Origin of the sequence: Myroides sp. 1354 (genome assembly GCF_030324495.1) — a bacterium.
Taxonomy (GTDB): Bacteria; Bacteroidota; Bacteroidia; order Flavobacteriales; family Flavobacteriaceae; genus Flavobacterium.
The window spans coordinates 1-12,448 of the sequence record NZ_JACAGN010000004.1 but is presented as its reverse complement, the minus strand read 5'-3'; the positions used below and the strand labels follow the sequence as shown (position 1 = coordinate 12,448).

General features: G+C 36.4%; 10 protein-coding genes. 5 read left to right on the top strand and 5 right to left on the bottom strand.

Features of this window, described 5'->3' with window-relative positions:
* Positions 1–51: 51 nt before the first annotated feature.
* A complete protein-coding gene (locus HX004_RS05715) occupies positions 52–516 on the top strand; it encodes a GNAT family N-acetyltransferase (protein WP_286441380.1) in 465 nt (154 codons plus the stop codon).
* Positions 517–588: 72 nt separating this feature from the next.
* On the top strand, positions 589–1,671 hold the full coding sequence (locus HX004_RS05710) for an alpha/beta hydrolase (RefSeq protein ID WP_286441379.1): 1,083 nt from the start codon (positions 589–591) through the stop codon (positions 1,669–1,671).
* Positions 1,672–1,872: 201 nt separating this feature from the next.
* On the opposite strand, the gene ytxJ is transcribed toward HX004_RS05710, so the two are convergent.
* Positions 1,873–2,214: a bacillithiol system redox-active protein YtxJ gene (ytxJ, locus tag HX004_RS05705; RefSeq protein WP_286441378.1), complete on the bottom strand. Its 342-nt coding sequence runs from the start codon at positions 2,212–2,214 to the stop codon at positions 1,873–1,875.
* Positions 2,215–2,373: 159 nt separating this feature from the next.
* Here ytxJ and clpB point away from each other — a divergent pair, with 159 nt between their 5' ends.
* Entirely contained in the window at positions 2,374–4,959 is a 2,586-nt protein-coding gene (gene clpB, locus HX004_RS05700) for an ATP-dependent chaperone ClpB (protein ID WP_286441377.1), read from the top strand.
* Between the two features lie 399 nt (positions 4,960–5,358).
* Here clpB and sucC read toward each other — a convergent pair whose 3' ends face one another.
* From sucC to HX004_RS05685, 3 genes are all read right to left on the bottom strand, one after another.
* Entirely contained in the window at positions 5,359–6,552 is a 1,194-nt protein-coding gene (gene sucC / locus HX004_RS05695) for an ADP-forming succinate--CoA ligase subunit beta (protein WP_286441376.1), read from the bottom strand.
* A 147-nt stretch (positions 6,553–6,699) separates the two neighbouring features.
* Positions 6,700–7,320 carry an L-threonylcarbamoyladenylate synthase gene (locus HX004_RS05690; protein WP_286441375.1) on the bottom strand — a complete coding sequence of 207 codons (621 nt, stop codon included), beginning with the start codon at positions 7,318–7,320 and terminating at the stop codon, positions 6,700–6,702.
* Between the two features lie 28 nt (positions 7,321–7,348).
* Complete coding sequence (locus tag HX004_RS05685; RefSeq protein WP_286441374.1) at positions 7,349–9,688, bottom strand: ATP-dependent helicase; 2,340 nt, start codon at positions 9,686–9,688, stop codon at positions 7,349–7,351.
* A 120-nt stretch (positions 9,689–9,808) separates the two neighbouring features.
* Here HX004_RS05685 and HX004_RS05680 point away from each other — a divergent pair, with 120 nt between their 5' ends.
* Positions 9,809–10,345 (top strand): DUF7935 family protein, encoded by a 537-nt coding sequence (locus HX004_RS05680; protein ID WP_286441373.1) that lies wholly within the window; start codon positions 9,809–9,811, stop codon positions 10,343–10,345.
* A 27-nt stretch (positions 10,346–10,372) separates the two neighbouring features.
* The gene (locus tag HX004_RS05675; protein WP_286441372.1) at positions 10,373–11,194 is read left to right on the top strand and encodes a DUF4197 domain-containing protein; all 822 of its coding nucleotides are present in this window, start codon (positions 10,373–10,375) and stop codon (positions 11,192–11,194) included.
* A gap of 297 nt (positions 11,195–11,491) precedes the next feature.
* Here HX004_RS05675 and HX004_RS05670 read toward each other — a convergent pair.
* Positions 11,492–12,448: putative adhesin (locus HX004_RS05670; RefSeq protein WP_286441371.1), on the bottom strand; the 957-nt coding region annotated here is incomplete at its 5' end.

Genomic DNA, 12,448 nt, shown 5'->3' with positions numbered 1-12,448 from the left:
AGTTTCTGCTGTTTTCTAATTTTTACTGTACATTTAAACAAAATAAATAAAATGATTATTCGTCCCGCAATTCTAGCAGATATAGAAGATCTTCAGCTGTTGTATCAAAAACAATTTGCTGATTTACAACGTCACCAACCCTATTCCTTCAAAGCAGATCTCCCTGACCTATCCTTTTTACAGGAAACCATTGAAGATGATAATTGCGAGTTCATTCTCGCCTTAGATCAAAACCATATTATTGGCATGACCTCACTTTTTATTGAACAAACACTTCCCTATGAGTGCTTTGTGCCTCATCGTTATCTCAACTTTGCAGACCTTTATGTAGAAGAAACCTATCGCAATCGAGGTATTGGTAAACAACTTATTCAAGCGGTAAAAGATTGGGCCAAACTCAAACAAGTCGACTATATTGAACTACTCGTACTAAAACAAAATTCAAAAGCATTACAACTCTATCTCGAACAAGAATTTGAAATTGTGCACACAACAATGCGCTATCGTTTGGATTAGAATTTATATTTTTATTTATTTAGAATAAATATAAACAATTATCTTTGCCTTTTAAAACAAATTAAAAAAAGAATGAAACTATCGTTCCTGCGTTTTTTAGGGCTACTTATCTTTTTACTCTCTACCCCTTTTCTATCAGCGCAAACTCCTATTACTATTGGTCAAGAGTATACCATTTCTTCTACTCTTTTAAATGAAGAGCGAAAAATTCAAATCTACCTACCTAACACCTATACTGATAGTAGTTTAACACCACAATACTATCCTGTTATTTACCTCTTGGATAGCGAAAGTAACTTCCATTATCTAACGGCTTATATTGAAAAACTGTCCAAATACCCTTATCCTGCTATTCCTGAGATGATAGTCGTAGGTATTGTCAATACCAATCGCACGAGAGACTTAACTCCCACCACGCGTAATGAAAAGGTCATGACAGCGGAACAAAAAGCGAAAATAAAAGGAGAATCTGGTGGGAATGACACTTTTTTTCAATTCTTAGAACAAGAAGTAAAACCATTTGTGCATCAATCGTTTAGAGCCAACGACTATGCTATTCTCATTGGACATTCCTTTGGAGGGATTACAGCTTTAAATAATTTATTGAACTATACTGCGATGTTTCAAGCCTATATTGTGCATGACCCAAGTATTTGGTGGGATGATACTTATATCCTAAAATCGTATCAAGCTCAACCAAATAAAGATTTTCTACATCGAAAACTCTTCCTAACTCAAGTTGGCAATAGCGAGAATAAAGGGCATTTAGAAGATCATTTCAGTGCGATTCAATCATTTAACACCTATCTCACTCAACATATTTCAAAAAATTTAAATTATCGCTTTCAACAATACGAAGGTGAAAATCACGGTAGCATTCCCATGAAAGGAAACCTGGATGGGTTGCGTTATATTTTTGAGGAGTATCCATTGAATTTCAAGACAATTCAACAAAATCCAGACTTAGTACGCTCGACTTACGATAAGCTAAGTAAATCCTTACACTTTGATTTTCAACCGAATGAAGCTTATTTAAAATACATCATTTCTTACTATGCCAAACAAAAGAATACAGCTCTTGTTGAGTACTTTATTGCCTACTGTTTGGAACTATACCCCACAAGTAACATTCGTCAAGAAATATCCAACAGCTAGTGTGTTACATTCCCTCAAAGATTGAGGAGATTCACCCAATAAATATTGTAAAGTCCTATTAGATTTGAGTTATTTACTTTTTATATACGAGATACAGTAAGTCCCCACCACTGCTTATTTTCATAAAAATGTTGTTTCCTAATTAATAAGCAAAGTATCAAAAAAAGTCTACACGTTGATGTAGACTTTTTTTATGTATTATTAGGATAATCTCAATAGTAGTTTTTCTGTTTCAGTACCGTCAATTCCCTCATGTGAAGTGTGAAATACCACTTTGCCATCAGCCACAATCAATAATTGAGGAGACTCATGTTGTACTTGAAATCGATCGGCAATATCTAAAGAAACTAGGCGATCCTTTTTCACATCCACAATATAACAGTCTACTTGTGTTGGATTCGTAAACGAGCGTTCGAAATTTTTTAAGGCCATTTTGCTAATATAACAAGTGGTACTATTTTTAAAAATTACACAAGGTTTAGTTGACGTATTTGCAACCAACTCCGATAAAGTTGACGTTTCTGTTAATTCAATCCAATTCATAAGACATTTTTTCAGTTAAAAAGAATCATTTTCTTACAATAAATGACGTTTTGTCATCATTACATACAAATATAGAAATAATTTTGGACAAAAAGTCGTAAATTTAAGATTGGAATACATCTTGTAAAAAGTATAGTACAACGCAAAAAAAAATAGAAAATGAACTTGAACAATTTTACAATAAAATCACAAGAGGCCCTACAGCGTGCACAAGTTATTGTGCAAGGTTTGGGTCAACAACAAATAGAGAACGAACATCTCTTCAAAGCTATTTTGGAAGTAGACGAAAACGTTACTCCATTTATTTTAAAGAAGTTAAACATCAATGTATCTGCTTTTGAATCTGCTTTAGATGCAACGATTAGTCGTTTTGCCAAAGTAGAAGGTGGACAGATTGGCTTGTCTAGAGATGCAGCTACAGCTTTAACAGAGGCTCAAGCTATTGCAACCAAAATGAAAGATGAATATGTTTCCATCGAGCATTTACTATTAGCTATTTTCAAATCAAAAAGCACAGTAGCTCAAATGTTGAAAGATCAAGGAGCGACTGAAAAGCAATTGGAAGCGGCTATTCAAGAGATTCGCAATGGAGCTCGTGTAACATCAGCTTCAGCGGAAGAAACTTATAATTCACTGAATAAATACGCCAACAACCTAACGAAATTGGCCTATGAAGGAAAACTAGATCCGGTTATTGGTCGAGATGAAGAGATTCGACGTGTGTTGCAAATTTTGAGTCGACGCACCAAAAACAACCCTATGTTAATTGGAGAACCTGGAGTTGGTAAAACTGCAATTGCAGAGGGATTAGCCCATCGTATTGTACAACAAGACGTTCCGGAAAATCTAAAGGACAAACAAATCTTTTCTTTGGACATGGGAGCGCTAATTGCGGGAGCCAAATACAAAGGGGAATTTGAAGAGCGATTAAAGTCGGTAGTAAAAGAAGTAACCACTTCAGAAGGGCAAATTATCTTGTTTATCGATGAGATTCACACCTTAGTTGGTGCTGGTGGTGGTGAGGGTGCTATGGATGCAGCTAACATCTTAAAACCAGCCCTAGCCCGTGGTGAGCTGCGTTCTATTGGAGCAACAACCCTAGATGAATATCAAAAGTATTTTGAAAAAGATAAAGCACTCGAACGCCGTTTCCAAAAGGTAATTGTCGACGAACCAGATACAGAAAGCGCGATTTCAATTTTGCGTGGTATTAAAGAAAAATACGAAGCACACCACAAAGTACGCATCAAAGACGAGGCGATTATTGCAGCTGTAAATTTATCTGAACGCTATATTACCAATCGTTTCTTACCAGATAAAGCGATTGATTTAATGGACGAGGCTGCAGCTAAATTGCGCATGGAGATCAACTCTAAACCTGAGGAATTGGATGTTTTAGATCGTCGAATCATGCAATTAGAAATTGAAATTGAAGCGATTAAACGCGAAAATGACGAAGATAAATTAAAACTTCTTGGGCTTGAATTAGCGAATTTAAAAGAAGAACGAAACGAAATTTTCACCAAATGGCAATCGGAAAAAGAGGTTGTTGATCGTGTTCAGGCTTGTAAACAGGAGATCGAAACCTTTAAACTAGAAGCAGAAAAAGCAGAACGCGAAGGAGATTATGGAAAAGTTGCTGAGTTGCGCTATGGTAAAATCAAACAAGCGCAAGAAGAACTTGAAAAAGCGCAAGCTCAATTAGAGGAAAATCAAAAAGGGCATTCTTTAATTAAAGAGGAAGTGACCAGTGATGATATTGCTGAAGTAGTTGCCAAATGGACAGGTGTTCCTGTAACGAAAATGCTGCAAAGTGAAAGAGAAAAACTCTTGCACTTAGAAGACGAGCTACACAAACGCGTAGTAGGTCAAGAAGAAGCGATTGAAGCCATTAGTGACGCCGTACGTAGAAGTCGCGCTGGATTACAAGATCCGAAGAAACCGATTGGCTCCTTCTTGTTCTTAGGAACAACTGGAGTTGGTAAAACGGAGCTAGCTAAAGCATTAGCTACTTACCTCTTTGACGATGAAAATGCAATGACGCGTATTGATATGAGTGAGTATTCTGAGCGTCATAGTGTAAGCAGATTAGTTGGAGCGCCTCCAGGATATGTAGGTTATGACGAAGGTGGTCAATTGACTGAAGCCGTACGTAGAAAACCGTATTCAGTAGTACTCTTAGATGAGATTGAAAAAGCGCATCCAGATACCTTTAATATCCTTCTTCAAGTATTGGATGAAGGACGTTTAACTGACAATAAAGGACGTTTGGCTGACTTTAAAAATACAATTATCATCATGACGTCTAACATGGGTAGTCACATTATCCAAGAAAAGTTTGAACAGATTAACGATATTGAACAAGCATCAGAAGAAGCAAAAGAAGAAGTACTGAACGTATTAAAACAAAGCGTTCGCCCAGAATTCTTAAACCGTATTGATGAAGTGGTCATGTTTACACCATTGACGCAAGACAACATCCTTCAAATTGTAGACATTCAATTGCAAGGAGTTATGAAGATGCTAAATGAGCAAAACATCCACTTGGAAGCTACGAAGGAAGCGAAAGAATTCTTAGCGCGCAAGGGATTTGACCCACAATTTGGTGCACGCCCTGTAAAAAGAGTCGTTCAGCGAGAAGTACTAAACAAATTATCGAAAGAAATCTTAGGAGGTACTGTCAAAGCGGAAAGTATGATTTTACTTGACTCTTTCAATGATGAGTTAGTTTTCAGAAACAAGTAAGATTGGGTTAACGGTTAACAGTAAACAGTTGACAGTAAATTATCGATAGAAGAAAAACCATTCCTTTGTAGGGGTGGTTTTTTTTTGACTGCTTGTTGTTTGTTTGTTTGTTTGTTTGTTTGGTGAGATACGTAGGGACCAATGGCAATTGGTCCATGGCATGATTAAATATCGATGGATGGAAAAATTGCTTTTTTGCCAATTGCTTTTTCGCCAGATGATCGATTGAAGAACAAATGTCCTTAAATAAGAAAATCTATCGATAACTGAAAACAAAAAAAGCAGTAAACGAAAGTTTACTGCTTTTTATATAGTATTGTGATAGTGTAAGAATTTTTATGAATGAATGTAAATTTCTTTCATCAGAAAATTCACTCTTTTCTCATCACTCTTAACCATTTATGATAAAGCTGCTTTCACTTGATCTGCTGCTTCTTGGAAAGCTACAGCTGATAAGATTGGCATACCTGATTGGTCGATTAATTCTTTTGCTAATTCAGCGTTTGTTCCTTGTAAACGAACGATGATAGGCACTTTAATATCGTCTCCCATGTTTTTGTATGCATCTACAACCCCTTGAGCAACACGGTCACAACGAACGATTCCTCCGAAGATGTTAATTAAGATAGCTTTTACGTTTGGATCTTTTAAGATGATACGGAACGCGATTTCAACACGTTTAGCATCAGCTGTTCCTCCTACGTCTAAGAAGTTTGCCGGTTCATAACCTGCATATTTAATTAAGTCCATCGTAGCCATTGCTAAACCAGCACCGTTAACCATACATCCAACAGTTCCATCTAAATCTACATAGTTTAATCCTGCTTCTTTAGCTTCAACTTCGATTGGACGCTCTTCTGTTGTATCTCTATACTCAGCATATACTTTTTGTCTGTACAATGCGTTGTCATCGATTGTTACTTTAGCATCAACAGCTAAAATTTTATCATCAGATGTTTTTAATACCGGGTTAATTTCGAACATAGAAGAATCACTTCCCATGTAAGCGTTGTACAATGCGTCAACGAATTTAACCATTTCTTTGAATGCATTTCCTGATAAACCTAAGTTGAATGCAATTCTTCTTGCTTGGAAACCTTGCAATCCAACAGCTGGATCGATTTCTTCTTTAAAGATTAAGTGTGGAGTTTTCTCAGCAACTTCTTCAATATCCATCCCACCTTCAGTAGAATACATAATCATATTTCTACCTTTAGCACGGTCTAATAATACAGACATGTAGAACTCGCTAACTTCGCTTTCACCTGGGTAGTACACATCTTCTGCGATTAATACTCTATTTACTCTTTTTCCCTCTGGTGGAGTTTGTGGAGTAATTAAGTCCATTCCGATGATTTTTCCAGCTAGCTCTTTTACTTCATCTAAGTTCTTAGCTAACTTTACTCCTCCTCCTTTACCTCTTCCCCCAGCATGGATTTGAGCTTTTACTACATACCAACTTGTACCAGTTTCTTCTGTAAGTTGTTTTGCTTTTTCAACAGCTTCATCTGCGTTGTTAGCTACTAAACCACGTTGTACTCTAACTCCGTAGCTAGCTAATATTTCTTTACCTTGAAATTCATGTAAATTCATAGTGTAATACGTTTAGCTTTAAAAATAAACAGATACAAAAATAATAATTAGGTTTTAATTTCCCTAATTTAATTCTACATATGTCCTATTTATTCTTGAATTTGACTTTATTAAATTTAAAAAATATTTGATTTTTGTTCCTATAATTTAGAAAATATCAATTGATCCTTTTCCTTCTCTGATGATTTCTGGTTCAAATCCAGACAAATCAATTACGGTAGATGCTTGATTATCACCATACCCCCCGTCAATTATCAAATCTACGGTATTGTTCCATTTCTCTAAAATCAATTCAGGATCTGTTGTATATTCTAAAATCTCATCTTCATCATAAATGGAAGTGGAAACGATAGGGTTGCCGAGTTTACGCACAATTTCTCTTGCAATATTATTGTCCGGCACGCGAATACCCACTGTTTTTTTCTTTCTAAATTCTTTGGGAAGATTGTTATTTCCAGGCAAAATAAAGGTATAAGGACCTGGTAATGCTTTTTTGAGAATTTTAAATGTAGCGGTATCAATTTGCTTGATATAATCTGAGATATTACTCAAATCATGGCAAATAAAAGAGAAGTTCGCTTTATCTAATTTAATTCCTTTTAATCGAGCAATTCGCTCTAATGCTTTTGTATTGGTAATATCACAACCTAATCCATATACGGTATCAGTTGGATAGATAATCAATCCTCCATCGCGTAGTACATCCACTACCTTATTAATCTCTTTTTCATTTGGATTTTCTGGATAAATCTTTACAAACTGTGCCATAGTATTGGTTTTTATTGTTTTATACAATTTACGCTAAAACTTGAAGCTTCGCAAATCGCAATAATAATTTTTTTATTCCCCCTACATCGAAATTGATTTCCGCCTTGCGATCTGCCCCTACTCCTTCAAGGTTTAAGATAACTCCCTGTCCAAATCGCTCATGCATTACGCGTTGACCAATGACCAATCCACTGTTTGATGCATCTGCGTTCCCACTGGATGTAGAAGTTGAGTTAACAGGTTTTAATTTTCGGATATTTCGATCTAAAACGGGTTCTTCATTGTTTTTCAAATAAGCAGGCGGAGTACCATTGACAGGTTTTGCTAATCTCAATTTGCTTTTATCTACATCGCCAAAGATATCAGCGTCAATTTTGGGTGTATAACGGTAATTCGTTTCTACAGGCGTCAAGAATTCAAGATATTGATCGTCAATTTCTTGAATAAATCGAGATGGATCACAGTCGATAAGTTTTCCCCAGCGGTATCTCGATTGGGCATAAGTCAAATAAGCTTGATGTTCTGCACGCGTTAGGGCAACATAAAACAATCTTCTTTCCTCTTCTAACTCTGTTCGCGTACTACTACTCATCGCACTTGGAAACAAGTCCTCTTCCATTCCCACACAGAAAACTGTAGGAAACTCTAACCCTTTAGCTAAGTGAATCGTCATCAAAGCCACGCGATCATCATCTCCTGTATCTTTATCTAAGTCCGTTGCCAAGGCCACATCCTCTAAGAATTCAGATAAAGCACCTCTAGCACCGTCAATTTCGCGTTGTCCTTCGATAAAATCTTTGATACCATTGAGCAACTCCTCAATATTTTCCATACGTGTGATTCCCTCTGGTGTAGTATCCTTGCGTAGCTCTTGTACCAATCCCGTCTTTTTCACTACGTGTTCCACCATTTCATAGGCATCTTTGGTTTCTTCCAACGCTTGAAAAGCCTTGACCATATTGACAAAATCAGTCAGTTTATTCTTGGTCCCTGCCGTGATTTTCAAGTCAATTTTATCAATATGACTCATCACTTCAAAGATTGAACGCTTATAGTGATTAGCGGCAATCGTCAATTTATCTAGTGTAGTTGCACCAATTCCGCGAGCGGGGTAATTAATTACACGTACCAAAGCTTCTTCATCTTTGGGATTGATAATCAAGCGCAAATAGCTCAATACATCTTTAATTTCCTTGCGTTGATAGAAAGAAAGTCCCCCATAAATACGGTAGGGAATATCTCTTTTTCTCAAGGCATCCTCCATGGCACGTGATTGTGCATTGGTACGGTATAAAATAGCAAAATCACTGTTGTTTTTTTGATTTTGCATTTTTTCTTCAAAAATAGTTGACGCTACAAAACGTCCTTCTTCTCCATCCGTTAGTGAGCGGTGTACTTTAATCTTGGGGCCAAAATCATTATCTGTCCAAACCACTTTTTCTAGCTTGACTTTATTCTTGTCAATAATGGTATTCGCAGCTTCTACAATATTTTTAGAAGAGCGGTAGTTCTGTTCCAAACGATAGGTTTGCACATTGTCAAAATCCTTTTGGAAGTTTAAGATATTGTTGATGTTGGCTCCTCGGAACGCGTAAATACTTTGGGCATCATCTCCTACTACACAAATATTTTGAAAGCGATCTGACAAAGCGCGTACAATTAGATACTGAGAGTTATTCGTATCTTGATACTCATCTACTAAAATATAGCGGAATCGGTCTTGGTATTTAGCAAGCACATCAGGAAAACGAGTTAATAATTCGTTAGTTTTCAACAACAAATCATCAAAATCCATCGCGCCCGCTTTAAAGCAACGTTCTACATAATGCTCGTAAATTTCCCCTATGCGCGGTCTTTTACTCATAGCATCTGCCTCTTGAAGTTCGGCATCATTAAAATATGCCTTTACTGTAACTAAGTTATTCTTATAGGTAGAAATACGGCTCGCTACTTCTTTGGGTTTATAGATATCCTTATCTAATTGCAACTCTTTGATAATTTGACCAATTAAGCGCTGACTATCTTGAGAATCGTAAATAGAAAAGTTACTCGGATACCCTAAATGATCTGCTTCGGAACGCAATATGCGGGCGAAAACTGAGTGAAACGTTCCCATCCAAAGGTTTTTAGCCTCACTACTTCCCACAATCTGAGCGATGCGATTTTTCATTTCTCGCGCTGCTTTATTGGTAAAAGTTAAGGATAAAATATTAAAAGCATCCACTCCTTGATGCATTAAATAAGCAATTCTCAAGGTTAATACTCTTGTTTTTCCCGAACCTGCTCCAGCAATCACAATCATGGGACCGTCTTTCTGCAGTACAGGTGCTCTTTGAGCTTCATTAAGTTGATCAATATAACTTTGCATAGTGTCTAAAACCGTAAAAAGCCAAAATTACAACTACTATTAGTTTATAGCAAGTTTTGTTGTCATTAAAGCATTTTTATCTTTCGCAATAATTCTTACTTTTGTTGAAATTTATTTCACATGAATCTCAACTTTCTACTTACTTCACTTCAGTATGTACTCCCAGCGTTTATCGTAGCGGGACTGGCTTATGTCTTTTTTCAAAAGATCTTGGAAAAACAAGCCCAAAGAGATCGTTTCATCATCGCACAGCTCTCAAATAAAGAAACAGGTATTGATACCAAAGCGCTAAAATTACAAGCCTGTGAACGATTGATTATCTATGCAGAACGCAGTGATTTAAAGAAATTAATTTTGAGGGTTCAACCTCTTAGCACCGATGCTCAAGCTTATGCTCATTTGTTGGTCCAACATTTGGAGCAAGAATACGAATACAATGTAACACAACAACTCTATGTTTCCCCCGAACTATGGGCTATTGTTGTACATACCAAAAACGCCCTTATCACAACGATTCAACAAACAGCTAAATTGCCAGAAGCAACTTCAGCTATGTTGTATCAAAACCTCTTGTTGAATGAATCGGTAAAAATCCAAAATAAAGTGGAAATTTTACTTCGAGCAATTAAAGAAGAGACAAAAGCTAATTTACAGTAAATCAGTTCAATAACAAATTAAAAAGGTATGAGAAGAATTTTAATTAGCGCCTGCTTATTGGTAGGGGTATTAGGAACCCAATATACGGTTCACGCACAAAGTAAATTGGGAAATGTATTGGGAAATCTATCCCAAGATCAGATTGGAAAAGGGCTTAAAGAAGCTTTGGATAAGGGAATTCAAGAACAAGTAAGTCAATTGGCAAAACCCGATGGATTCTTTAAGAATGAAATGGTAAAAATCATGTTACCCGAAGAATTACAAAAGGTAGATAAGACACTTCGCTCAATGGGGATGGGCAGTGTAGCAGATCAAGGATTACAGCTATTAAACAGAGCAGCAGAAGACGCAGTTAAAGAGGCTACACCTATCTTTGTACAAGCAATTAAAGAATTGACGTTTAACGATGCAAAAAATATCCTATTAGGAGGTCAATCCTCGGCGACTACATACTTAAAAGAAAAGACATCTAAACAATTAGCGGGTAAATTCGCTCCAATTATTGAGGAATCTTTATCTCAAGTGGGAGCAACTAAGGTATGGGAAGGTATTTTTACCAAATACAACAGCCTGCCCTTAGTTTCACCTGTTGAACCGAATTTGACCAATTATGTAACGGAAAAAACAATGGATGGGGTATTCACAATGATTGCCGTAGAAGAGAATAAAATTCGAGGAAACGAAGACAATTCTCGCTCAACTAACTTATTGAAAGAGGTTTTCGGCAAACAAGATAATACAGCGACAACTTCTACGAACTCATCTAAGAAAACCACTACCGATTCTACGAAAAAAACAGAAAAAACGACAGAAAAGAAAAAAAGTATCTTGGATCTTTTTGGAAAATAAACTTGAGATTTGTTTTTTCGCTAAGGAGTAGTCCTACTCTGACAAAAGAATAAAACGAAAAAAAATCAGGTCGTAAAAAAGCAACATAAACATAACCTAGTCTTAATTTATCATTCACAAAGAAATAGGATATTTGCTTCATAAATATTTGATTTCATAAAAGAAATAGTTAAGGTTAGTTGATAAAAAAAAGTGCATGGAACAAATCCATGCGCTTTTTTTTATTCTTCACTAAACTTTTCTATTCTTATAGAAAATTGAATATACACACTATGTACAATAGGATAAAATACAAATTTAAACAACTCCTGGTCTACGACAAGCTGCAATAAATATATCCGTATAATTTGGTTCTAAACTACTCATCATCTGACTAAGAGTCACAGTATTCATCGACTCTAATAAATATAAATCTTTTTTAAGATTAGAATCCATCATATTTTTTATTAAAAGCCTAGACATATCCATAGAATAAAGAGATCCTTCATTATTCGACATTCTAAAACCACCTATATTCATATTTGGTATTGGTTGATTCGGTAAATAAGTATGGTAAATCATTGGAGCATTTGCATTTGTTATAGATCTATAAAAATCGCTTGTAACAAGATCTTCACCAACATCTGCATAAAAATGAACAGTTGATGTAGATGTAAAGTGATCACCTACTATAGTTTCACCATGTCCCATAATTATTGCCTGATCATTATGCAAGTTTTTTTTTGCTTCTAATATGTACACTTTTTGATTATTGGAAAGCATTGCTTTACTTTCAAAACCAAGAACTTGGTTATCTGCAATATTACCTAGTTTATCCGTGTTCTTCGGCAAATTATATGATCCTTTTACTGGCTTTTTATATGCGCCACCTATACTACCCGCAATTCCCAATCCCAGTGAAGCCCAACCTAAATTCGCCGATAATTCTGGATCTTTATCTCCTATTGCAAGACTCGCGATTCCCGTTGCTTCTGCAGCTAAACTAAGAGTTAAAGCAACACTAGCAGCAACCGCTCCCATGGCGGCCACAGAAGCTCCAAAAGTGGCAATAGAAGTGACAATTCCCACCAATCCCAATATGATTCCCCCTGTTGCTCCTCCATATCGACCAAGGGCCATACTAGACACGCCTCCAGTGACATAGTGTCCCGTCGGATCAATTAAGTTGATTGGATCTCCCACACAGTAGGCGTAAGCATTGATTCCACCCGCTCCAAAGGGACTCATCGTATCAGGACAGGTAAAGCGCATCAA

Bases quoted from the DNA above. Each gene is read 5' to 3' on its own strand.
- ytxJ (WP_286441378.1), bottom strand. From the start codon at position 2,214: ATGAATTGGATTGAATTAACAGAAACGTCAACTTTATCGGAGTTGGTT.
- HX004_RS05690 (WP_286441375.1), bottom strand. From the start codon at position 7,320: ATGGCACAGTTTGTAAAGATTTATCCAGAAAATCCAAATGAAAAAGAG.
- HX004_RS05675 (WP_286441372.1), top strand. From the start codon at position 10,373: ATGAGAAGAATTTTAATTAGCGCCTGCTTATTGGTAGGGGTATTAGGA.
- clpB (WP_286441377.1), top strand. From the start codon at position 2,374: ATGAACTTGAACAATTTTACAATAAAATCACAAGAGGCCCTACAGCGT.
- HX004_RS05680 (WP_286441373.1), top strand. From the start codon at position 9,809: ATGAATCTCAACTTTCTACTTACTTCACTTCAGTATGTACTCCCAGCG.
- HX004_RS05715 (WP_286441380.1), top strand. From the start codon at position 52: ATGATTATTCGTCCCGCAATTCTAGCAGATATAGAAGATCTTCAGCTG.
- sucC (WP_286441376.1), bottom strand. From the start codon at position 6,552: ATGAATTTACATGAATTTCAAGGTAAAGAAATATTAGCTAGCTACGGA.
- HX004_RS05710 (WP_286441379.1), top strand. From the start codon at position 589: ATGAAACTATCGTTCCTGCGTTTTTTAGGGCTACTTATCTTTTTACTC.
- HX004_RS05685 (WP_286441374.1), bottom strand. From the start codon at position 9,688: ATGCAAAGTTATATTGATCAACTTAATGAAGCTCAAAGAGCACCTGTA.